Consider the following 23,626-nt stretch of genomic DNA (forward strand, 5'->3'; position numbering starts at 1 on the left):
GCTGCGGCTAATATTTTACGAAAAGTAGTCCCGAATGCATGGACAAACGGGATAGAGGGGTTAGGCGTGGAACAGCTCGCTAGTGTGTTAACTCCACTGACGTTAATCGTCCGTTAGGTCGAAACGTTAGAAACCTTCACTTCAAGCTTTGCTAAGTGGGGGAGTATTCATAAAGAAATCTTATCAGATATTTTGATGAAAATTTATTAGTGACTATTTCCATAAAACACCTCAATTTACAACACCTTGTTCCTCTGTTTTATAAAAAGTTGGTTTTAACAAAAGACTTGCCAACAAAAGTTAATAATAGTGAAACTTTAATCATCAATTCACCTCATAACATGAAAAACGAGAGTTACTCTCGTTTTTATTATTTCGGTTCTAAATGATATACGTTTTGTTGTGTGGTTTTCTCTGAAGGTTTTTAACTAACAACTAAATATGTATAATTGCATAAATAAATTGAGAAATATAGGTTATTATTAAACTACATTTTTAATGTAGATGAGTATTCTCACTTAAATGTGAAGTCGTTTGCATTTTTGATGAAACTTTTGTATAGGAGAATAAATATGAAAAAGAAATTATGTACATGGGCTCTCGTAACAGCGATATCTTCTGGAGTTGTTGCGATTCCAACCGTAGCATCTGCTTGCGGAATGGGTGAAGTAATGAAACAGGAGGATCAAGAGCACAAACGTGTGAAGAGATGGTCTGCGGAGCATCCGCACCATTCTAATGAAAGCACGCACTTATGGATTGCTCGAAATGCGATTCAAATTATGAGTCGTAATCAAGATAAGACGGTTCAAGAAAATGAATTACAATTCTTAAAAATACCTGAATATAAGGAGTTATTTGAAAGAGGGCTTTATGATGCCGATTATCTTGATGAGTTTAACGATGGAGGTACAGGTACAATCGGTATTGATGGGCTAATTAAAGGAGGCTGGAAATCTCATTTCTATGATCCTGATACGAAAAAGAACTATAAAGGAGAAGAAGAACCAACAGCCCTTTCGCAAGGAGATAAATATTTTAAATTAGCAGGAGATTATTTTAAGAAAGAAGATTGGAAACAAGCTTTCTATTATTTAGGTGTTGCGACGCATTACTTCACAGATGCTACTCAGCCAATGCATGCTGCTAATTTTACAGCTGTCGACATGAGTGCAATAAAGTTTCATAGCGCTTTTGAAAATTATGTAACGACAGTTCAGACACCGTTTGAAGTGAAGGATGATAAGGGAACATATAATTTGGTCAATTCTGATGATCCGAAGCAGTGGATACATGAAACAGCGAAACTCGCAAAAGCAGAAATTATGAATATTACTAGTGATAATATTAAATCTCAATATAATAAAGGAAACAAAGATCTTTGGCAACAAGAAGTTATGCCAGCTGTCCAGAGGAGTTTAGAGAAAGCGCAAAGAAACACGGCGGGATTTATTCATTTATGGTTTAAAACATATGTTGGCAAAACTGCAGCTGAAGATATTGAAACTACACAGGTAAAAGATTCTAATGGAGAAGCAATACAAGAACAAAAAAAATACTACGTTGTGCCTAGTGAGTTTTTAAATAGAGGTTTGACCTTTGAGGTATATGCTTCGAATGACTACGCACTATTATCTAATCACGTAGATGATAATAAAGTTCATGGTACACCTGTTCAGTTTGTTTTTGATAAAGAGAATAACGGAATTGTTCATCGGGGAGAAAGTGTACTGCTGAAAATGACGCAATCTAACTATGATGATTATGTATTTCTTAATTACTCTAATATGACAAATTGGTTACATCTTGCGAAACGAAAAACAAATACTTCACAGTTTAAAGTGTATCCAAATCCGGATAACTCATCTGAATATTTCCTATATACAGACGGATACCCGGTAAATTATCAAGAAAATGGTAATGGAAAGAGCTGGATTGTGTTAGGAAAGAAAACGGATAAACCGAAAGCGTGGAAATTTCAACAGGCGGAATAGGATTTTCTATTATATATAGAGAAAATTAAATTTTAAAGGGGATTGGTGTATATGATGTTCCGAAATACAAAACTTGCTATTTTTACTATTTCTTCATTTTTTATTTTAGGTTCTGCATCCTTATCATTTACAGATACCGTGTATGGTGAAGGAGCTTCTACATCTTCAAAAGTAACTCAAGGGATAACTTCAACTAATTATGATGATACATATTATAATAGTGTGAAGGGGAAAACAGGCCTAGAGCTAAAAAAGGAACTTCATAATATTATTGATAATCATACAAAGATATCATACAGTGCAGTTTGGGAAGCGCTAAGAGATACTGATGAAGATCCAAATAATAAAAATAATGTACTTCTCTTATATACAGGGCGTTCGCAAGGGAAATTTACAAATGGTTCAGGGGTCGATAATTGGAACCGAGAGCACGTTTGGGCAAAATCTCATGGTGAATTTGGAACGGCTGCAGGACCTGGAACAGATCTTCATCATTTAAGAGCTACAGATGTATCTGTAAATAGCTCACGTGGAAATTTGGATTTTGATAACGGTGGTGTGAATCATTCAGAAGCAACAGGATGTAAATATGATAGTGATTCCTGGGAGCCTCGTGATAGTGTAAAAGGTGATATTGCTAGAATGTTATTTTACATGGCTACTCGTTATGAAGGGGATAACGGTGAAGTAGATTTGGAACTAAATGATAAAGTAAATAATAACAAAGCTCCGTATATGGGGAAACTATCTGTATTATTAAAATGGAATGAACAAGATCCTGTTGATGATATTGAGAGAAAGCGTAATGAAATCATTTATACAAAGTATCAACATAACCGGAATCCATTTATTGATCATCCGGAATGGGTAAATGCAATTTGGAAATAAGTAAAATCATAGTTTGAAAAAAATAAAGTGGAAAGGAGTGGTCATTTTGATCACTCCTTTCCACTTTATTTTGTAACTATTTATGATAGGTTTTAATAAAATTCATTAGGAAAGTAAAAGATTTTTATACTTAACTTTCATTATTATGTATAATTGAATTGTCTGAAAGTTATAATTGCATGCTAATGGAGACGGTATTATGAATGGTATGGATTCTACTAATTTTGCTTTACATGAAAAAAGTAAGCAGTTCTATTGGGAAGGGAATGGCCAATTATCTATTAAAACATTTTCTAATGGAAAAGCACATTACAAGACTACTAAAGGTTTTTTTGCTGTCGAGGAAAGCAGATATTTACTTCTTAATGAAGGGTCTTATACAATTTCAATTGATGAAAATAAGGAAGTTGAATCTTTTTGCATCTTTTTTAAAGACGGATTTGCAGCGGGAATTTTAAACTCATTACGAGAATCAAATAATAGGCTTCTTAACGATCCTTTTAAGGATAGGAACGATATCGGATTCTTTGAAAAAACTTATGATACAAGTAAAGCTTTATTGTATCAAATAACAAAATTTAAAGAGAAATTACCTATTCTTGAGAATGACCCAGTTGGTTATGAAGAACAATTTCACAAGTTAATGCAAATCATTCTCTTTGAACATTTTGACGCATGGAAAGAAGTTGAATCATTAAGTGCAATACGTAATTCGACAAAAGAAGAATTGTATAGAAGGATTAGTATTGCACATGAATATATAAGGGCCTATTATGACAAACCGATTAAATTAAATGAAATTGCCCAAGTTGCTTGTTTATCGCCAAACCATTTGTTAAGAACATACTCACAAATATATGGTAAAACACCTCATCGACATATATCAGAGTTTAGAATTCAGAAAGCGAAAAAGCTTTTAACACAACTAGATTTCAATATGACTGATATAACATTTGAACTAGGATTACAAAATCCTGTATCTTTTAGCAAAATGTTTAAACAACATGTTGGGATTTCTCCTATTGAATTTCGAAAAAAGGTGATTTTGGATAAGAAATACAAAGTATAATCGTATATTCTGAGAATGAAATGATATTTGAAAGGGGAACTCTCATTGAAAACTACTATGATTCAAAAAATCGGACAAATTGGGGTACCGGTTAAAGATTTAGATAGGGCAATTCATTTTTATAAAGACAAGCTTGGGTTATCACTTCTATTTAATAATGATAGTATGGCATTCTTTGAATGTAACGGGTTACGTCTCTTTTTAAGCCTTCCAGAAAAAGAGGAATTTGCTCAATCTAGTTCAGTCATTTATTTTCAAGTTGAAAACATGAAAGAGACTTACGAAGATCTATTAAGCAAGGAAATTATTTTCATCGATGAACCACATATTGTAGCGAAAATGGGACAATTAGAAACATGGATGACATTCTTTAAAGATATGGAAGGTAATACACATGCTTTAATGAGTGAAGTACAATGTCAATGAAAGAGGCCGTTGATAACGGTCTCTTTCATTACTTTCAGTTTTATAGCTTTTCACAGTAATGAGAATAAGACATATAAAAGGATAGTATTAAAATCGGAGGGAGAATAAGTTGGCAATTGAATTGTTTGTCAAAGGATTAATCATTGGGCTCAGTATCGCTGCTCCTGTTGGACCTATTGGAGTTTTATGTATACGACGCACATTGGAGTACGGAAAATTTATCGGTTTTATGTCAGGTTTAGGTGCAGCGACAGCTGATGGTCTATATGGGCTGATTGCTGGACTTGGTTTAACATTTATAACTAATTTTTTAGTTGAACAACAAGGATGGATTCATTTAATTGGTAGTGTGTTTTTATTATATCTAGGATTAAAAATTTTCGTTTCGAAACCGTCAAAAATAGCAGCTAAAGCCAATGGTAATAATGTTTTTAGTGCATACGCTTCAACCTTTTTTTTAACCATTACAAATCCAGTAACCATATTGTCTTTCTTGGCCATTTTTTCTGGACTTGGAATATCTAATTCGAATGATGATACGATAACTAACTTGGTCGTAGTATTAGGAGTATTTTTAGGTTCTGCATTATGGTGGTTCTTTCTTAGCGGTGTAACAGGAATATTGATGAATCGAATGGGAAATTTCCCTTTTAATATTGTGAATCGTATTTCTGGATTTATTATATTAATGTTTGGTTTATGGTCTATGTACAATTTAATGAAGGACCTTTTTACATAAAATAAGAGGTTTTAAGCTACTGGTTCTTGTTTTTGCTAGATTTTAATATATGAGTTAGTTAAAGATAGATAAGTTTGTAAAGAGTTATATTACAATATAACGAATTATTGACAGTTATGTATTGGTAACATATAATTCATATATGAAATATTTGTCAACTTTTAGAGAAATAAGGAAGATACATAGAAATAGTTGTATAACTTCAGATGAACGATTAGGAATAAATTTATTTCTATCTGACTTGTTTAGTGTAGAATTTGTTCTCTGCAGAAAGGGTGTTTAATATGCAAATAACAGCAAGGGAATTATATGCTTTAATTAGAGATGTATATCATCAATTACAAAATAATCTCGAGAATCAATTGAAACAATTCGATATTAGTATAGTTCAATTTGGAGTTATACAAGTGTTATCAGAATCAGAAAAAACTTCGATGTCTGAATTAAAACAAAAAATTGGTTGTGCTCCTAGTAATGTTACTACTATGATTCAACGGATGAAGAGAGATGGCTTTGTAACAACTACTAAAAACCCAGCAGATCAAAGAGAAACATTCGTATATTTAACTAAAAAAGGTAAAGAAACGAAAGAAAAAGTAAATGTTCAATACAAAGCATTTCTTAAAGAAAATTTTTCTTATTTTGATGAAGAAAAATTTATAACATTATCAGAAATTCTTGAAGACTATAAACGTCATTTATTAAACGTTGAAAAGAAATAACAAAAGTGTAACTATATAAATCCAAATTAAAAAAACGCCATAAAACCATTCTTTTTAGGTGGAAGAAAGCATCTGGCCATGCATAGAAGTTCTGCCACATGCGAAGTAAAAATAAAGGGAGAAAGCAAGTGTGGGCTCTTTTTTTTCTGCATAGCAGCAATGTATATGCTGAAAAATCAAAATGGATTTATATAATATAATAGTTGTATTTTTGTTCACATAAATATTTCATATATGAAGTATATTTTCGGGAATTTATTTCATATATGAAATAAAATTAGAAGCTAAGGGAGAGATTTAAGTGAGTGATAATGGAATGAGACCTATGTTAATTCTACTAGCAATTGTAGCATTTTTTATTGGAATGGATTCTTTAGTGGTATCACCTTTAATTCCTGATATTGCTAAAGCTACTGCAACACCAATGGAAAGGGGAGGGTGGTTAATTACCTCTTATGCGTTATTCTATGGATTAACTGCTCCATTTTTTGGCCCGATTTCTGATAAATTTGGGCGCAAACAAATGATTGTGACAGGAATGATTATATTTTCAATTGGAACTTTTTGTACAGGACTATCAGAAAATTTTAATACAATCTTAGTTTTTCGTGCATTAACAGGCTTATCAGGGGCTATGGTGATGCCAAGTATATTTGCGTTAATAGGTGATAAAATACCTTATAACATGCGGGGCAGTGCAATGGGAATGATTATGGGGGCTATGGTTGGTTCTACCGTGTTAGGTGTACCAATTGGGGCTTTTTTAACTTCTGTTGGTAATTGGCAGTGGACTTTTTATGGTATAGGGGTTTTAGCAATGTTGGTTGCCTTTATTATAATGGGCATCTTGCCTAAAACGCCACCAACAAATGAAATTCCAGTTTCTGCACCAGCGGCAATGGTTTCCGGGATAAAGACAGCCTTTACAAATACATCTGTGTTCTTTGCATTATTATCTACTTTCTTATGGACTGTTAGTTTACAAGGTATATTTTCTTATATTGGAGTTTACTACAAAGAGAATTTTGATTTTAGTGTAGAAAAAACAGGAATGGTAATTTTTTTGGCAGGAGCCGGTAGTATTATAGGCAACGTCATAGGTGGTAAATTAGCGGATCAAATCGGTAAAAAAGCAGTTGTTTCAATTGCTACTATTATTGCAGCAATTGGAGTTGTTAGTTTCACTTTGTTAACTGAACATGTAATATTTGTAATGATTGTACATGTATTATGGAGTACATCAATTGGGTTTGGTCAATCTTCATTAACAGCATTAATTTCAGAATTAAGCCCCAAAGTAAGGGGGACCGTAATGGCTCTGAATAGCTCAGCAATGTATATGGGAATGATGTTTGCCTCTGCAGGTGCTTCTTGGCTATTGGTAGGCGGACAAACATTTTTAGATATTGGTATATTGTGTGCAATTGCTAGCTTCTTAGTACTGCCAATTATTCATTTCTCAATAAAAGAGAATTCGATTATGAGGGAAAGAAGTTATTAAATAAGAAAGAGTAAATTTTTTTTGTTAAAAAAATAAAAGGAGAGCGTATATTATTTCATGTATACTATGTGTTCTCCTTTTACTAAACTAAAGAGCCTGAGAGATTAATAAAAAACATAACCAATTTAAGTTAGAAGTTATTAATTAATCGTTTTATTGCATCAATTACTACAAATGGTTCATCATTTTGTATATAGTGGGCACTATCTTTTGCTATTATAAGCTCACTTTTTGTAGATATCTCAAGAATCTCTTTTTGCATTTCATTCCATAATTCTTGAGATTTTTTAGAATAATGATCTTTTTTTCCTGCTGATAAAACAATTAAGGGAACATTTAATTGTTGTTTTGTTTGTTTTAGCTGCTTTAGACTTGCGGTGAATTCATCGTATGTACTTTCATAAATAAATTGGTTGTTATATGCTTGTTGAAATTCTTTTGACATTGTTGGAAGAAATCTTTCTTTATAATCTTCTGGTGTAGAATCAATTAAAAGTAATGCAGCGACGTTGTTAGGATGCTTTGTAGCATATATCCGCATGTTTACTCCACCAAAAGAATGGCCTACTAATATGTATGGGGGGTGTATCTTCATTTTTATTAGAAGTTGGTTCAATTCTTCTACCATCTCTTGGCTCGTTCTAGGATTAGGACTTTTCTCGCTTTTTCCTAATCCGGCTCTATCATAGACAAGTACTTCCGTTAGCATAGAAATTTCAGTAATTATGGAACTCCAGGCTTTAGAATAGTCTCCATACCCAGCATCCATTACAATAGTAGGTTTGTCTGTTTTCTCCCCATACAACTTTGTAAATAATTTGAAACCACTAAATTGAACAAACTGCTCTTTCTCTTGAATAGACATTTTTTCGCTACGTTTCACATTAATCCCCCTAGTAATTAACAGTATATTTTTTCTTTCTAAGACAGTATTAAAAATAAATGCATTTGACTAGAATCTCTAAATAGAATTGTAGCATATGCAAAAAAGATGTTAATTTTTATACTGGTTTAATCCTTCTTTAATAATCGTTGTTCAAGTCATTTGGAAAAATTAAACTGTTTGTAAGAAGAGGAGAATTGGAATTACTAAAGGACGTCTCTGTTATGATTTAAATTTAGAACGATTGAGGACAGAGAATTTGGATAGCGGTCAGTTGGTGTTATCCAGTTCAGATTTAGAAAATATTATGCAAATAAATTAATAAGAAACAAGCCTCAATAAGCTTGTTTCTTATTTTGAACAGGTATATCCGCCCGATCAATGACTAAATTATATGTCAGTCCCATTAATACTAACAGTCCACCTATTATTTTACCAATTGATATTTCATGTGAATTGAAAAAATCAAGGATAACACCCATACCTAATTGACCGATAAAAATGAGTAATGTCAAATAGAAGGAAGATATTTTAGGAATAATATAGTTCGATAACCCAATTACTACAACACCTACTAAACCACCTAAATAAGCAAGAAACGGTATGGACTGCAATGTGGTGTAGGACATGTTAAAAGATTCATTACTAAAAACTAAAAACAGCAGCGAAAAAGCGAGACCAGTAACATAGTTGAAAAAAGTACCTTGGAAAATTCCGATTTGAGTTGCTAAATTTGCATTTATCACTCTAGCAATTACAATAGAGCAGCCAGCTAAAATCGCAATACATATATATAACATCTTTTCTCCTCCATTAATAAATATTCATTACAATAATTCCAAAAGCGATCAGTAATAAACCGACCATTTTCTTTTTTTCAAACTTCACAGCCTTCATTCCTAATAATCCGAAATGATCGATGACAATAGAAGTAATCGACTGGCCGAGTAAGCCTAAAGCGATTGTTAAGGATACACCGAGTGTTGAAAAGCTAACATTGGTAAACAATACGGTGAATACACCGATAGCTCCCGCGCTATATAAGTAAAGCGGAATTCCTTTACGAATCTTAATTTTAAATTTACCCACTAATAAAATGATAATAACCGCAATTAATCCAACGATATGAATGAGAACACTAGCGTTATAATTTCCTATAACTTCTGCTAATATGCCATTTAGTGGAATCATCAGCGCGATGAGAGCACCGATAAATGCGGAAAGTAATTTATACATAGCATTTCCCCCTTGCATTTTTAAAGTTAATTTATCATGATTGAAGTATCGTGTATTATGACATATGTCATAGTAAAGAGGGGATTTGGAGAATTTATGAAAAAAATATATGATTCAAAGAAGTTAGATGAGTATATTCAAAAGAATAATATTGAAGATTTTTTTAGTCATGACATAAAGTCTGTGATGGAGTTGCTGTTATTTAAAAAGAATGAATATATATGTAGAGAAAATGAAACGCTTCATCATCTTTACTTTTTTGTAGATGGAAAAGCAAAGGTATATACGACTTTAAGTAACGGTAAATCGTTATTATTAACTTTTTATAATGGGTTTGAAGTTATGGGAGATGTTGAATTGGTTCGTTCTCAAAAAACGTTTTCGAATGTCCAAGTAATAAAGGACTCTTATTGCATTGGAATTCCATTAGAAAAAATTAGATTGCGTTTACTTCATGATGCAACCTTTTTAAGTTTTATTTGTGACTCTTTAGCACATAAACTTGCAAGACTTGCTCAAAATAGCTCCATTAATTTACTTTATCCACTTGAGAATCGCTTAGCGAGTTATATTCTTGCGACAGGTGAAAGTGTTGAAAATGAAAAGAATACAATGGTATTTCAAGGGAATTTAACCGAGATATCCGAGTTGTTAGGAACAAGTTACCGACATTTACTGCGAACATTAAATATTCTTTGTGATAAAGGAGTGTTAGAAAAGAAGGGGAGTTATTTTGAAGTAATAGATAAGCTTTTACTACAAGAGTTGGCGGCAGATGTTTATAAACAAAATTAAACATACAATGGAAGTTTTTAGTTTGTAAGGAGTCGTCACTTTTTTACCTAGTCAGTGAATCTTGAATTGCTGTTTTAAACGGGGCTAATTAGTTATATTTTGAAAAACGTTATGAGTCAAGACAAAAATGAGATCAAAGTCGTTAGAGGTTTACTAAAAGCCGGCCATTACCGATGTTAGTACTAACCTTTAAAAGAGGAATACAACAATTAGAATAATAAAAAGCCGATTTTCCTTAATGTACAGAAAGTCGGTTTTTTTCTTGTCAAATATGCTTAGCGTACACTAGTCATGTATTTTTCAGAATAACAGGAGAATATATAGAAAATGCTACATAAATAGGAAGTTTGATCAACTTAGGAGGGACAACTTTGTACAATTGGATAGTAAAATCTGTACCTAATTTATTTACAATTGGAAATTTATTGTGCGGTGTTTTTTCAATTACCTTAAATATGAGCGGCTTTTTGGAAACGGCCTCCATTTTTATTTTCTTTTCGGCTGTTTTAGATCTCTTAGATGGAAGGATTGCAAGAAAATTAAAAGTGAATAGTGAGTTTGGCGTAGAATTGGATTCTTTAGCTGATATTGTTAGTTTTGGAGTTGCTCCTGCACTTTTATTTCATTCGATAGCGGCACCATCTATTTTAACTTCTTTGGCATTTATCCTTTTCCCAACGATGGGTGCTTTAAGATTAGCTAAATTTAGTGTTAAACCAACCATTGGATATTTTAAGGGGTTACCTATTCCAGCTGCTGGATTACCATTGGCTGGTATGGCATTTTTTTCATATAGCAATGCGTGGATTACCTTAATCCTCGCTTTCTTAATGGTGAGTCCAATTAGGTTTAAAAAATTTTAATAGGGGTACAGTCCCATGCCGATTGAGTTAAGAGCTTTTAATACCCCAAACCTTTGGGATAACTCGTTCTTTTAGCTTGATGGCAATATGGCAGACCCCCTATAAGCAAACCAAAGATGTAGCCATGTTATAAGAAATATTGAATCGTAGTACATCCCAAATTACACTTAAATATACTGTTAATGAACAAAGAAGAAAAAGATAATTTCTTGGCTACATTTTTAATCTAACGTTAAAGCTTTTAAAAATACGTAATAGGATAGTCATGCTTGTTTTTTTGTTTTCCAAAAATACAGTCCAAGATAACATAGGAGAATAAGACTAAAGATGTATAGTGTGTTTGTTAATCCGAATAAATCCGATAGACTGCCGCTTAACGTTGGACCGCAGAACATGCCAATTGAGTATGCCGTATTATAGATTGCAAAGAGTGTACCGTATGCACGAATTCCATTTTTGTCTGCGATGTATGTCAGTTCTGGCAAGGCAGGTGCTAGTAAGAAACTGAAGCTAATTCCTAGGACAGCCAAAACAATTATTTCAGTGATTATATTAGGAGCAAGTGTTGTAAATGGAAAGCAAAGAGCAGCAATTATAAGTCCAATAATCATTGTTTGATTTCTGCCAAGCTTGTTTGAAAGTGTTCCTATTACAGGAGCAGTAAATCCATAAGCGAGTGTGGGAACAGCAAATAAAAGTCCGATTGTTCCTGAATTTGCGTTTAAAACATTATGTAAATATAAAGGAAGAGTCGGCTCTAAAGCGCTAGGCAAGGCAGATCCAATTATAATAATTCCGATAATCATAAATAAAGAGTGCATCTTTAAGATGGAACGATAAGAAATGCGTTGGTCAGTATCCTGTTTCGGTTCATCATGAAGCAATGTGATTCGTAATATACCATCAATAAGTGCGATTCCTGCTGCGAAGATAAATGGTAAGTGATAGCCACCCCATTGGTAGAGAAAACCACCGATAGTTGGACCTAATAGCATTCCAATTGCTTGGCCAGATAGAGCAATCCCCATTGCTTTCCCGCGCTCTTGCAGTGGGAATACATCAGCAAGAAGGGCTAACCCAGCTGTCCATGTTGCAGCGGCTGATATACCTTGTAGCATTCGTGCTAGAACCAATAACCAAAAATTGTTCGCAAATCCAAATAACAAAGTTGCAGCTGCTAATCCAAATAAACCTAGAATCATAGGGAGTCTTCTTCCTACTTTATCAGAGAGTACCCCTAATATTGGAGTTGCAAGAAGTAACGTAATGGCATAGCTGCCGAATAAAAAGCCAATTTCAGCTTGTGTGGCCCCAAGTGTTTTTGCATAGCTTGGAATGATCGGCACGATCATTCCGTAAATAAGCATGTCAGTAAAGACAGCTACTGCGACAACCCATAAAGCAGCTTTTTGTATTCGAGACATTTTTATTTGAGATTCCATCATTTTTCCTCCTCTCTGTTCTTTTCTTCTAATATAGATAACTTCTTTTCTAGCTTTTCGATAAAATGAAGCTGCATCTCACATTGTTCATAAATATTTTCAAAAATAAGAGTTACATGCTCAGGAACGTCGATCATTTTCTCTTTAATCGATTGTCCTGCTTTCATATTTTCGTACACGTCTACAATTCCTTTTTTTTGCTCCTGCAAAGCAACTATGATTTTCTCGACAGAAACTGCATCAGCTGTGAAAAAAGTTAGTGCTGTGTATAGATGAGTTGGGAAAGTTACCGAAGATTGCTGAAAAGATTCAATCATTAGCTTGTGAAATTCATCTTTTCCAGCAGGTGTGACACTATAAATTGCCTTGGAACGATTTCCTGTTTTTTCAACAGTATCTAATTCTACTAACCCTTCTTTGTCCATTTTTTTTAAAGCGTGGTAAATAGAAGCGGGGAAAACACCTGCCCACGTATCAGTTTGCGCAGATTGCATTGCTTGCTGTAATTCATAGCCGGACATAGGACCGTACTGCATTAATAAACCAAGTACCATTAATCTTGTCATTAGTATCCCTCCGTTAAAATAGAAAACATTTAATACTAAACGTTTAGTATTGATGTAAGCATATTGAATAAGTTCTGTTTTGTCAAGATTTGGTACGTAATTTTTTATTCAACTTAAGTACGCCACTGGTGAAGCGATGCAGCTTGATACAAATAATAATCAGAAAGATGATTGACAATAATCATTTTTCTGATTATTATTAATGCAATTAAAAAAATGAAAATATTAGCAGCAATGAAGAGAAGAGTAATTAAGAATTGATATGTAACAGAGAACTCCGATAGCTGAGAAGGAGAGATAGCGATCTTAATGAAAAAAGACTTGGAGCTTCGTATGGAACTAAGTTGATTAGGGATAATACGACGGATTCTCCCGTTATAGAGATAGGGTATACGCAATTTGCCGTACCCGAAGAGATTGGTATGGTGACATATCAATAAACTGAGGTGGTACCACGATGAGCACAACTCTCGTCCTCAAGATGTATAGTCTTGGGGGTGGGAGTTTTTTTATTTGGGAAAAAGGAAAAAGAGAATTGAAATGATTTTATGAAGAGGTGATAGTATGCACTGGGCATATAAAATAGCAAATGAATTAATTAATACGTATCCAAATAAAGATACTTTTGTGTGTGCGTCAGGAATTAGTCCTTCGGGATCAGTTCATATAGGGAACTTTCGGGAGATTGTAACAACACATTTTGTAGTGAAGGCGCTGCAAGACTTAGGGAAGAAAACACGTTTTATTTTCTCTTGGGACGATTATGATCGTTTTAGGAAAGTTCCTAAAAATGTTGATCCCTCTTTTGAAAAATATATTGGTTTGCCGTATTCAGATATTCCGGATCCTTTTGGGTGTCATACGTCGTATGCAGAACACTTTGAAAAAGAATTTGAAAAGTCTCTAGCAGCCTTTGGGATTGAAGTGGAGTTTCTATATCAGAGTAAGGAATATAGAACTGGTAGATATAACAAACACATTCTTCATGCATTACAACAAAGAAAAGAAATATATGACATAGTCATGAAATTTAAAACGAGTGATATTTCAGAAGAAGAGAAAAATGCTTTCTACCCAATTGCACTATATTGCGAGAATTGCGGAAAAGATCATACAGAAATAAAAAAGTTTGATGAAGAAAATAAAACGATTGAATATGTTTGTAGTTGTGGAAACCATTCAATATTATCAGTGATGAGTGCAAATAATATGAAACTGAATTGGAAAATAGATTGGCCAATGAGATGGATGGTTGAAGATGTCATTTTTGAACCTGGAGGAAGAGATCACTCATCAGAAACAGGAAGTTATAACGTATCAAAAGAAATTGCTAGGAGGATTTTTAACTATGAAGCCCCTAGCTATGTAGCTTATGAATTTATAGGAATAAAAGGCGATCATAAAAAAATGTCTAGCTCAGCTGGAAATATTATAACGCCAAATGAGCTACTGAACATATACTTACCTGAAATCATTCTATTTATGTTTTCGAAGTATAAGCCCAATGCACCTTTCAATATTGGCTTAGATGAAGATGTGATTAGAAATTACTCTGAATATGAAAGATTTAGAGACAGTTACCGAAATGGAACGTTACAAGATAAAGATATATGTTCGGCACTTAAGTTATCAAAAGTGAACGATGAAAATGAGATGTTACCGAAATTTAACCAAGTAGCAGGTGTCTTACCATTAGTAAACTTTCATGTGCAGGCATTACAAAGTGTGCTTAGTAAAACAGATGAAGAATATACCGTCACAGACATCAAGCAAATAAGCGATCGAGTAGAATTTTGGATTAAAAATTGGTATCCACAAAAAATGATTCGTATAAATGATAGGAAAGATAACGAATACTATGAAACATTAAATGAGATTCAGAAAAATTGGTTAAAAGAATTTTGTGACGTAATTCGTAAAAGTTGGCAGGCTGATCAATTAATGGAGAAAATATATGCAATTTGTCATGATGATGACAAGAAAACTATGAGAGCGAATCAAAAAATATTATTTAATATGATATATAAACTCGTTTTGAATAGTTCAAATGGACCGCGGTTGCCGATGTTGATTCAAGCGGTGGGGGTTGAGCGAATGCTTACTTTATTGGATTAGTAATACAAAGAAGGTTTGAATAGATAAGGGTGTATCTAAAGATATTTTTTTCAATTTATAATGATTGCTGGAGATTATTCCCCAGTTTCGGAAAAACTTTTATGAAATTAATACAATTCAAAATGACAGTTCCACCTATCTCGCGAGATATGGAGGAACTGTCATTTTTATGTAACTTATACTTTACATAAAGGAACATATATATTACATTTTAAGTGGAGGGTGTTAAATGAAAAATCATGTAAAGGTTGCTCGTGTAAAAGCAGACTTGACACAACAACAGCTTGCTGATGCAGTCGGTATTACAAGACAAACGGTTAGCCTTATTGAAAAAGGGAAATATAATCCGTCATTAAAGCTATGTTTACAAATTTGCTATACCGTAAATGCCAAACTCGATGAAATATTTTGGGTGGATAAGGAGGATTTTGAATGAAAAAAATTACAGATGAAAGACTGATTGTAAGGAATTTGCAAAATATTAAAATTGCATATATCGTCCAAACAATAGGGGTTTTATGTATTCTTGGCTACGACTTCATTCAAGGGGGAATGGAGAGAATGCGTGAAAATCCCCTTTGGATGGTATTTATGTTAACCGCTATTGTAGCTGCCTATTTATCGATGAGTATTAGTGTAGAACACGAAAAAGAAATAAAAGATCCTAAGAAATCATTTATTATTAGCATGGTAGTACTAACTGTATTTGGAACAGGTGTTGCATATCTTACTTCCATTACACCAAACTTTGGCTGGAAAGATGGTCTATTATTAGGAGCTATTCTATTTATTTGTGGTTTAATACCAGTTTACTATGTGTATAATTTAAGAGTGAAACAAGGACAAGATCTAGAAGATGAGTAGAATGTGTAAAAGCTAGGTGAACTGTATCCCGAAGCGTGGACACTTAAAAAATTCCATGATGCAGGGTACAGTTCAGCGCTTCTTGCGCGCTTGAGGTGGGGGTCTTCTCACCAGATATGATAAAAGAAGGATTCTACATTTCATTCATAGAACAAGTAGTATGGCCAAAAGAGAAAATCAATATAAGTAACATAATATAATTATGTTGATGAATTTGATAGATATTTTGATAAGGGGAATTACAATTGAAGTATATCGAATTTGGAATCGGAAATAAGTGGCTTGTTAGAACAGAAATTGAACATGACGATGGAACTGAAACGGAGCAGCGTGGTATTGTGAAGCCAATTCATTTTGAATCGGCGTATATGAGATGTTGGGTAGGAAAAACATGCTTTATTGTAGATACAAAAGAAGGTTTTAAGAAAATGACAAAGAACCGAAATGAACTCAAATTCATTTTTGGAATTGTAAGTAGGAAATAAGTAGAGAGTGAGAGATATAAGGGCTTTAACATATTAGTCATGTATAATATGTTAAAGCCCTTTGTTTTTGGCAATAAATTTTGAAACTAGATTTGAATAGTATTTTGCTCTATTTGAGTAGAAATAAATAAAATTCCATAAACGACCGTTTATGGAACTTGGAAATTTACTATCTTGGGCACAAAAAAATTATGCTACCTTTGAAATGAACTGGATTAAATTAACTATTTGAAAGATGAATATATTCTTCTATATCCTTAATAATTTGATTAATAGATTGCTGCCAAAATTTTGGGTTAGAAAGATCAATATTAAAGTAGTCGTATACTAATTCTTCAACTGGCCTTTTTTCAGTTTCACCTAAGAACCTTTTATATTTCGAATTAAATTCACTACCATCCTGTTTTGCAGTGGCTAACAGACCTAGACTTAATAGATAGCCAAAAGTATAAGGATAATTATAAAAAGGAATGTTAGGTTCATAAAAATGCCCATATTTTATCCAAACAAAAGGTTGATACTGTTCTAGGCTATCACCATAGGCTCTTTTCTGAGATTCGATTGATAATTCCTCTATCTGAATAGGACTTAATGGACCACCTTTACTTTCTTCATAGAAAAGTTGTTCAAATATAAATGATCCTCGAATTGCCATTAAATAATTTAAGCTACTTTGTATTTTATAGTTAAGCAAAGATTGTTTAACTTCCAAATCACTCGTAACGGTAATTAAATGATCTACAAAAATTAATTCAAATAAAATAGATGAACACTCTGCGATACTCATTGGAAAATGTTCTTTTAAAAAAGAAAGTGAAGGAGCATCTTTTAACTGTTTAAAATGCCATGCATGTCCGATCTCATGTGCTAGTATCCTTGCACTCTCTATCGTTCCGTCGTATCGTAAAGAAATTCTAGATTCTCCCTCACTTAGAAAAGGAGCACAAAAACCTCCAGGAGGTTTATTCGCTCTTGGCTCTGCATCTACCCAACCATCTGTTATTACATGAAGTGCAAATTGAGCAATTTCATCGTCAATAATTTTAAATGAATTGAATATTTCTTCTACGGCTTTTGAAAAAGGCATTTTTCTTTGCTCATTTTGTTGAGAAGTCATTAATTGATGCCATGTTAGCTTTTCTACATTATTCTTTTTAAAGTCTAGAAAACGAGTTAAATTTTTAAAATTCTTATCTATTGTCTCCCACATTGTAAAGAGTGATTTTCGAGAAATTCCATTTAAATGAAGAGAATCTGATAATATATCGTCTTTTTGTAGGGCATCGTTTTGAGACAACCGTAATCGTGCAAAGTTATTAAAAACGGTACCAAAAAGATCCTTTTCCTTGTCCAATTTACTTGTTAGAAGCTCAAACGCTTTCATTCTATTGATAGGGTCATCATGATTCATAGCTAAATCATTCACTTCACTAAAAGAAACTACTTTTTTATTATCATCATCAATAAATTCAATCTCTAATTTGTTTTTAAGCTGAGTGTACATGTCTTTCCAATGATTCAATTCATTTCTTGTAAAGTTTATCACTTGTTCTTCAATACCAGTATAAATGTTAGTAGATAAATCAGAAATAAAGGGTTGCACAAAAGGAAGGCTATACCATTCCTTTTGGATTTCAGCAGGAAGTTTATTTATATATTTTTGCCAATCTGATAATAAAGAATGAGCTTCATCTTTGAGGGAAGTTATTTTGTTATGCAATGAAGTAGGAGTAGAATAATCTTTTGATTCGGACATAAGACAGTAACAATAGTATTCCGCTTTTTTAAGCCTACTGCGGACATCGGAGAAGCTCTGCAGCATTTTTTTATCAATAAAACTTTCAGTGTTAAATTTTGAATACGTTTCTTCTTTTAAATAATGAATTAAAATTTTAATTTCATTTAATTCATTAGATAAAGTTTGATCACATTCATTTGGATATAATCTTTGTAAGTCCCAGCGTGTAGGTTTATGAGGAATTTGATTCATAAATACAACCTCCAATAGTATTATAGTATCAGTTCTTCAAATTAAGAACTGAATTACAGTTCAATATTATCAGAAAAATATAAAAATGAAAATAAATTCAGAATGATTATTCTTGTTCGAATGTTGTATATTCTGATATTCTATACTTAATAGCTTAATAGCTTAATAGCTTAATAGCTTAATAGGAGGTAAATAATGTCATATCGTGTAGCAGTGGATGATTCATTAGTTTATGAATTACTTTTAAGTTTTTTATTATATAAAAGAAGGAAAAATCTAAAATATTTGTATAAAGGTACTAGTTGGATTGAAACAGTTAATGCTAAACTAACTGATCAATATAAAAATAAACTTGAACAATTTGAAGATGTATCGTTTGGGGATGTGCTATGCTTGATAATTGAAGGATGTCCTCAAAAAGAGGATATTCATTCATTTTTAAATTGGTTCCAGAAAGCATCAATAACCACATTGTATGCATTACTAGCGCCACACTTAAAAAAAGAGGATTCTCATCTTTTGCTTGATTTAGAAAATCAAAAAAAAAATTATTTTTATTTCCTGTCGGAGTGGTATAACCAGTACTTTAAATTTGAGAATATAGAGAAAAAAATAGTTAACGAGGCTTCAAAATTTAGTGAAAAAGCTGAAACATATTCACCAGAAAAATTGGTAGAAGAGTTTGCGACTGGCCTTAAAATAGAAATTCCAACAATTAAGCACGTTGTTCTAATTCCTTCTCTTCACTTTTGTCCGCTCCATACTTTTAGCATTTTTAAAGAGAAAATGTTTGTGTGGTATCCTGTAAGTTTTGAAGAATCAAGAGAAAAAATATGTAACATTTCAAAAGCCCTTGCAGATCAAAAACGTTTAGATATACTCCAGTTTCTTTCAAGAGATAAATATAAATTTACGGATATTTTAAATTATATAGGCGGAGCTAAAGGAAACCTCCATCATCACCTGATGATATTGCGATCAGCAAACCTTATACGTGTACATCTATCTAGTAATAATCAATTTTATCTCAGTACACGTACAGAATTTGTTTCTGAATTAAAGGAGAAAATGATAGATTTTATTCAATATGCTGATGCATAGTATTGTCTGTGAGACCAAGTGCTAAATATGTGGATTTTAAATAAAGTTTAATCAAAAATAACCTCTTCGGATGTGATATCCGTAAGAGGTTATTTTTTTGGAAAACAGGTGTATTTCATGCATGAAGTTAAAAGGTTGCTTTGCTCAATCTTTTTCAAAGTGAGCGCTTTTTGTTTTTGGAGGTGCTATAAAATTTGAAGTTAATGGAGATGAGGTACCGCCCCATGCCCATCAACTTAAGATAAATTTGTATCCGTATAATGCTCCTCAATACTCTGTGAACTACATCTCCATTAAAATGGAGAGCTTCGGATTCCCAACAAAAGTCGGTACATCACGGGCGTACCCAACACCACTACTGGTTGTCACAAGACTTCCAGATACTTGGGATTCTCACAGGCTGAATATTTTACATGGTAGACCATTTCCTACAACAACCTCATATATTCAGTTTGTCGAAGAACAAATAGAATGTAGCTACCCAACTATTTAGCCTGTACCATGATAATCCATGCACGAATCATGATAAGAAGCACCTATGCATAGGCTGTTGGACTACAAGTACAGTATAACCTTTTCAGATGCTTGATAGGTAGTAAATACCTACCGCATCTACCCGAACTTTCATCTCCTCAATAAATTGAGGAGATGAAAGTTCGGGTTTCCTAAATTCACACCATCCAATTCATTAATATGGTTGGAAACTCAGTTTATCGGTCAGGTATAAATTCAAAAAGTGCTCTTCGATGCTCCGGTGGTAAATAAATTTTTGTTCGAATGTTATTCAGGTCAATCGGATTCCTTCAAATGCGTTCATCACCAAATGATGCACATAGGAATCATCCAATTTGTCGCCAGTTACGAGCAAACGATAGAAAATCGGTCCGTAAATGAGATCGATGCTTAATTCAATATCGAGAGTTTCTTTCAATTCTCCTCTCTGAATTCCCTTCTCCAGAAGATGCCTAGCTTGGAGTCGACGGGGCTGAAAATATCGGGTGCGATATTCCTCCGCCAATTTTGAATCAAACTGCCCTTCGCCTATTAACTCTGTAATAATGGTCCCTTCCCGACTTGTCAAAAACCTGGCTAAACTCGTGGCGTGAATTAGAATATCATTCAATGCCGAGCCCGTATCAGGCACAGGCAATTTGGCAGCGGCAACAGAAAGAAAACCATCCATTACCACGGCTGCCTTGTTAGGCCACCATTTATAAATCGTGGCCTTGCTAACTTTAGCACGATCTGCAATTTTATCGACCGTGACCGCTTTAAAGCCCTTTTCCAACAATAACTCATAGGATGCGGAAAGGATAGACTTATGCGTTTCGACATTACGCGGCCGACCTCTTTTACTTTGCACATGAATCATTCCTTCCAAAAATATAAACTATACGTTTAGTATACTTAATTTGAATAAAAAATAAAATAACCCATTTACAAAACTGAACGTTTAGTATATTATTTATTTTAATTAATGAACTAAACGTTTAGTATTTAATTGTTAAGAAATCTTGCAATGTTAACTGATGTAACTAAGCCTAAGACTTCACAAGAACTTACTACTAAAAATACATGGAAAGGGAGAAGAAAGAGATGGCCCAATTGAAAGTCTTGAAAGAAGAGTGGGATGCAGTTCAGACTCAATTTAGTACAATGGCCACTGATGTTGCCGTAGCATTTGCCAAGATGATTCAAGAACTTCGGGATAATGGTATAGGAGGAGTTAACTATGTCTAATTTAAAAAATCAAACAATTGATAAAGATATTTCAGCAGGGTTAACCATATTTCTAGCAACTGCATGTGGTATCATTGTAGCTAATCTTTACTATGCACAGCCCTTGGTTGGGTTAATTAGCTCTGCAATTGGGCTTTCTACTAGTAGTGCTGGGTTGATTGTAACGCTAACCCAGATTGGATATGTTGTCGGTTTACTATTTCTTGTACCTTTAGGAGATATTGTTGAAAACCGAAAGCTGGTAGTTATATCGTTACTTCTAAGTGCAGTCGCTTTGACTGCCATAGTATTTGTGAAACACGGAATACTGTTCTTAGCGGCTTCATTCTTCATCGGGTTGGGATCGGTCGCAGCACAAGTGCTCGTACCTTTTGCATCATACCTTGCATCAGAAGCTACACGTGGCCGCGTTGTTGGCAATGTTATGAGTGGTCTGTTACTTGGCATCATGCTTTCTCGTCCGATATCAAGCCTAGTAGCTGAGATCTGGGGATGGAATGCAATATTTGCCTTGTCTGCAGCAGTAATCGTTCTCTTAGCGATTATATTATCAAAAGTACTTCCTACTAGGAGGCCAATGGCAAACACAACCTATACCGCCTTACTCGGTTCAATGTGGCAACTGCTGCGAACTACTCCGGTCTTACGCCGTCGCGCGATTTATCATGCGTGTGTATTCGGGACTTTCAGCTTATTCTGGACTACTGTTCCGTTATTATTGTCTAGCCCTACTTTTCATTTTTCTCAGAAAGCTATAGCACTATATGCACTTGTCGGGATTGCGGGTGCGATAGCTGCGCCAATTGGTGGACGTCTAGCTGATCGTGGATGGACTCGGATGGCCACTGGGATAGCTCTCGCTGTTATCATCGCTTCTTTATTACTACCACTCATGATTCGGAGTAGTTCGCCTGTCGGAATAGCTGTTCTAGTAGTTGCAGCTATTCTGTTGGATATGGGAGTATCCGCAAACCTTGTGCTTAGTCAACGTTTGATTTTCTCTTTGGAGCCGGAAATTCGTAGTCGATTAAATGGATTATTCATGGCTATTTTCTTTTTGGGTGGTGCTATTGGATCCTCTGTTGGAGGATGGGCATACGCCTCAGGTGGATGGAGTGCAGCATTATGGATGGGAATCGCTTTTCCGGTCATAGCACTGCTTTATTTTGCCACAGAAAAATAGTTCTTTAATTAAACTTTAGAGATTAATTGCAATTGTTTTGAGGTTTTTGCACCAGAACCAGATTTTTTGTCTCTATCACTGTAAGGGTACAAAACTCACCATATAAAATGTTTCTGAATTCTATGTAGGCTATGATAAAAAAGAGCTTGTGTCAGAAAACAAGCTCTCTTTAAAAGAAATAACGCAATTGAGATTTCTATATATTACCAATTGATTTATTACGCCTCCGTACGTCTCATGTTGAGAAATAAATTATAAGTGGTTTGATCAAACTAAACTGAATTATTGACATAATATTTTGATAATCATATAATAAATCTTGAATTCGAGATATTTTGTAAATGATTGGTAATTATGAGTTTGATTAATGATGAGAATTTATCTTTAAAGTTATTTGTTATATTATCACGAGCAGCACAGTCAATCACAAAGCGTATTGAAGAAGATATAAAAAGTTATAGGCTTAATCCAACTGAATTTGCAGTTCTTGAGTTACTATACAATAAAGGCGATCAGCCTATACAAAAAATTGGAGACAAAATATTACTTGCAAGTAGCAGTATCACGTATGTAGTTGATAAGTTGGAAAAGAAGAGGTTATTAATACGAAAACCATGTCCTAAAGACCGCCGTGTCACGTATGCGTCAATTACTCCAGAAGGTATTGAATTGATGGATACTATTTTCCCTAAGCATAAACAGGCGATTCGACAAATATTTGGTGGTTTGGACTCTGGTGAGAAAAAAGTGATGATCGAACAGTTGAAAAAATTAGGCTATTATGCGCAAGAACTATAAATTTTTTGATAAATATCTCGAATTAGTAATATCCTAATTAAATATAAATTAATTAAAAATAAATGAACAGGAGGGGGGAAATCAAGAAATATAGTATATTTAATAGTATCCAAAATAGAGAAATCATGGAATTACAATTAGTATAAGAAGAAAAGATAATTGTTATAACAATGCATACATAGTGTTCTTTTAAGTGTGAATCTTTCATAAAGCGGAAGGTGGATAT

At 33.6% G+C, this 23,626-nt stretch carries 24 protein-coding genes and 1 other annotated feature; of the genes, 17 read left to right on the forward strand and 7 right to left on the reverse strand.

What is annotated here, in order from left to right; genetic code table 11:
* Positions 1 to 572: 572 nt before the first annotated feature.
* From BM211_RS17950 to BM211_RS17980, 7 genes are all read left to right on the forward strand, one after another.
* The gene (locus BM211_RS17950) at positions 573 to 1,994 is read left to right on the forward strand and encodes a zinc dependent phospholipase C family protein (protein WP_035430766.1); all 1,422 of its coding nucleotides are present in this window, start codon (positions 573 to 575) and stop codon (positions 1,992 to 1,994) included.
* Positions 1,995 to 2,045: 51 nt separating this feature from the next.
* Complete coding sequence (locus BM211_RS17955; protein WP_035430765.1) at positions 2,046 to 2,882, forward strand: endonuclease I family protein; 837 nt, start codon at positions 2,046 to 2,048, stop codon at positions 2,880 to 2,882.
* A 199-nt stretch (positions 2,883 to 3,081) separates the two neighbouring features.
* Positions 3,082 to 3,951 carry a helix-turn-helix domain-containing protein gene (locus BM211_RS17960; RefSeq protein WP_090998869.1) on the forward strand — a complete coding sequence of 290 codons (870 nt, stop codon included), beginning with the start codon at positions 3,082 to 3,084 and terminating at the stop codon, positions 3,949 to 3,951.
* A 45-nt stretch (positions 3,952 to 3,996) separates the two neighbouring features.
* Positions 3,997 to 4,377: a VOC family protein gene (locus tag BM211_RS17965; RefSeq protein ID WP_090998870.1), complete on the forward strand. Its 381-nt coding sequence runs from the start codon at positions 3,997 to 3,999 to the stop codon at positions 4,375 to 4,377.
* Positions 4,378 to 4,486: 109 nt separating this feature from the next.
* A complete protein-coding gene (locus tag BM211_RS17970; protein WP_090998872.1) occupies positions 4,487 to 5,116 on the forward strand; it encodes a LysE family translocator in 630 nt (209 codons plus the stop codon).
* Positions 5,117 to 5,400: 284 nt separating this feature from the next.
* Positions 5,401 to 5,838 carry a MarR family winged helix-turn-helix transcriptional regulator gene (locus BM211_RS17975; RefSeq protein WP_090998873.1) on the forward strand — a complete coding sequence of 146 codons (438 nt, stop codon included), beginning with the start codon at positions 5,401 to 5,403 and terminating at the stop codon, positions 5,836 to 5,838.
* Positions 5,839 to 6,163: 325 nt separating this feature from the next.
* Entirely contained in the window at positions 6,164 to 7,339 is a 1,176-nt protein-coding gene (locus BM211_RS17980; protein ID WP_371261889.1) for an MFS transporter, read from the forward strand.
* A gap of 130 nt (positions 7,340 to 7,469) precedes the next feature.
* On the opposite strand, the gene BM211_RS17985 is transcribed toward BM211_RS17980, so the two are convergent.
* The 3 genes from BM211_RS17985 to BM211_RS17995 form a co-directional block, all read right to left on the reverse strand.
* Positions 7,470 to 8,204, reverse strand: coding sequence for an alpha/beta fold hydrolase (locus BM211_RS17985; RefSeq protein ID WP_035431022.1), 735 nt, complete (start codon positions 8,202 to 8,204; stop codon positions 7,470 to 7,472).
* Positions 8,205 to 8,557: 353 nt separating this feature from the next.
* The gene (locus tag BM211_RS17990; RefSeq protein WP_035430760.1) at positions 8,558 to 9,022 is read right to left on the reverse strand and encodes a DMT family transporter; all 465 of its coding nucleotides are present in this window, start codon (positions 9,020 to 9,022) and stop codon (positions 8,558 to 8,560) included.
* Positions 9,023 to 9,035: 13 nt separating this feature from the next.
* A complete protein-coding gene (locus BM211_RS17995) occupies positions 9,036 to 9,458 on the reverse strand; it encodes a DMT family transporter (RefSeq protein ID WP_035430759.1) in 423 nt (140 codons plus the stop codon).
* A 96-nt stretch (positions 9,459 to 9,554) separates the two neighbouring features.
* On the opposite strand from BM211_RS17995, the gene yeiL reads away from it, so the two are divergent.
* The gene (gene yeiL, locus BM211_RS18000; protein ID WP_035430758.1) at positions 9,555 to 10,253 is read left to right on the forward strand and encodes a transcriptional regulator YeiL; all 699 of its coding nucleotides are present in this window, start codon (positions 9,555 to 9,557) and stop codon (positions 10,251 to 10,253) included.
* Positions 10,254 to 10,624: 371 nt separating this feature from the next.
* Positions 10,625 to 11,116 carry a CDP-diacylglycerol--serine O-phosphatidyltransferase gene (gene pssA / locus BM211_RS18005; RefSeq protein ID WP_090998877.1) on the forward strand — a complete coding sequence of 164 codons (492 nt, stop codon included), beginning with the start codon at positions 10,625 to 10,627 and terminating at the stop codon, positions 11,114 to 11,116.
* Between the two features lie 263 nt (positions 11,117 to 11,379).
* Here the strand turns inward: pssA and BM211_RS18010 are convergent, their stop codons facing one another.
* Both BM211_RS18010 and BM211_RS18015 read right to left on the reverse strand, forming a co-directional pair.
* Positions 11,380 to 12,558: an MFS transporter gene (locus BM211_RS18010; protein ID WP_090998879.1), complete on the reverse strand. Its 1,179-nt coding sequence runs from the start codon at positions 12,556 to 12,558 to the stop codon at positions 11,380 to 11,382.
* On the reverse strand, positions 12,558 to 13,124 hold the full coding sequence (locus tag BM211_RS18015; RefSeq protein WP_090998881.1) for a PadR family transcriptional regulator: 567 nt from the start codon (positions 13,122 to 13,124) through the stop codon (positions 12,558 to 12,560). The genes BM211_RS18010 and BM211_RS18015 overlap by 1 nt, the downstream gene beginning before the upstream one ends.
* A gap of 225 nt (positions 13,125 to 13,349) precedes the next feature.
* Positions 13,350 to 13,605: a binding site (T-box leader), on the forward strand.
* A gap of 83 nt (positions 13,606 to 13,688) precedes the next feature.
* Here BM211_RS18015 and lysS point away from each other — a divergent pair.
* The 4 genes from lysS to BM211_RS18035 all read left to right on the forward strand — a co-directional run bounded on the left by lysS (position 13,689) and on the right by BM211_RS18035 (position 16,588).
* Positions 13,689 to 15,239 carry a lysine--tRNA ligase gene (gene lysS / locus BM211_RS18020; RefSeq protein WP_090998883.1) on the forward strand — a complete coding sequence of 517 codons (1,551 nt, stop codon included), beginning with the start codon at positions 13,689 to 13,691 and terminating at the stop codon, positions 15,237 to 15,239.
* 229 nt (positions 15,240 to 15,468) lie between these two features.
* Positions 15,469 to 15,675, forward strand: a complete 207-nt coding sequence (locus tag BM211_RS18025) for a helix-turn-helix transcriptional regulator (protein ID WP_035430753.1) — start codon at positions 15,469 to 15,471, stop codon at positions 15,673 to 15,675.
* Positions 15,672 to 16,103 carry a hypothetical protein gene (locus BM211_RS18030; RefSeq protein WP_035430752.1) on the forward strand — a complete coding sequence of 144 codons (432 nt, stop codon included), beginning with the start codon at positions 15,672 to 15,674 and terminating at the stop codon, positions 16,101 to 16,103. Before BM211_RS18025 ends, BM211_RS18030 begins: the two co-directional genes overlap by 4 nt.
* A 245-nt stretch (positions 16,104 to 16,348) precedes the next feature.
* Positions 16,349 to 16,588 (forward strand): DUF3977 family protein, encoded by a 240-nt coding sequence (locus BM211_RS18035; protein WP_035430751.1) that lies wholly within the window; start codon positions 16,349 to 16,351, stop codon positions 16,586 to 16,588.
* Positions 16,589 to 16,808: 220 nt separating this feature from the next.
* Here the strand turns inward: BM211_RS18035 and BM211_RS18040 are convergent, their stop codons facing one another.
* Positions 16,809 to 18,578, reverse strand: coding sequence for a M3 family metallopeptidase (locus BM211_RS18040; RefSeq protein ID WP_035430750.1), 1,770 nt, complete (start codon positions 18,576 to 18,578; stop codon positions 16,809 to 16,811).
* 195 nt (positions 18,579 to 18,773) lie between these two features.
* Between BM211_RS18040 and BM211_RS18045 the strand changes: the two genes are divergently transcribed.
* Entirely contained in the window at positions 18,774 to 19,679 is a 906-nt protein-coding gene (locus BM211_RS18045) for a winged helix-turn-helix domain-containing protein (RefSeq protein ID WP_051957225.1), read from the forward strand.
* Between the two features lie 784 nt (positions 19,680 to 20,463).
* On the opposite strand, the gene BM211_RS18050 is transcribed toward BM211_RS18045, so the two are convergent.
* On the reverse strand, positions 20,464 to 21,042 hold the full coding sequence (locus BM211_RS18050; protein ID WP_035430748.1) for a TetR/AcrR family transcriptional regulator: 579 nt from the start codon (positions 21,040 to 21,042) through the stop codon (positions 20,464 to 20,466).
* A gap of 212 nt (positions 21,043 to 21,254) precedes the next feature.
* Between BM211_RS18050 and BM211_RS26545 the strand changes: the two genes are divergently transcribed.
* The 3 genes from BM211_RS26545 (at position 21,255) to BM211_RS18060 (ending at position 23,400) form a co-directional block, all read left to right on the forward strand.
* Positions 21,255 to 21,419: a hypothetical protein gene (locus BM211_RS26545; RefSeq protein WP_218160816.1), complete on the forward strand. Its 165-nt coding sequence runs from the start codon at positions 21,255 to 21,257 to the stop codon at positions 21,417 to 21,419.
* The gene (locus tag BM211_RS18055) at positions 21,412 to 22,602 is read left to right on the forward strand and encodes an MFS transporter (protein ID WP_035430747.1); all 1,191 of its coding nucleotides are present in this window, start codon (positions 21,412 to 21,414) and stop codon (positions 22,600 to 22,602) included. The genes BM211_RS26545 and BM211_RS18055 overlap by 8 nt, the downstream gene beginning before the upstream one ends.
* Before the next feature lie 354 nt (positions 22,603 to 22,956).
* Positions 22,957 to 23,400, forward strand: coding sequence for a MarR family winged helix-turn-helix transcriptional regulator (locus BM211_RS18060; RefSeq protein ID WP_035430745.1), 444 nt, complete (start codon positions 22,957 to 22,959; stop codon positions 23,398 to 23,400).
* Positions 23,401 to 23,626: the final 226 nt, after the last annotated feature.

The organism is Bacillus sp. 491mf, assembly GCF_900112415.1.
Lineage (GTDB): Bacteria > Bacillota > Bacilli > Bacillales > Bacillaceae_G > Bacillus_A.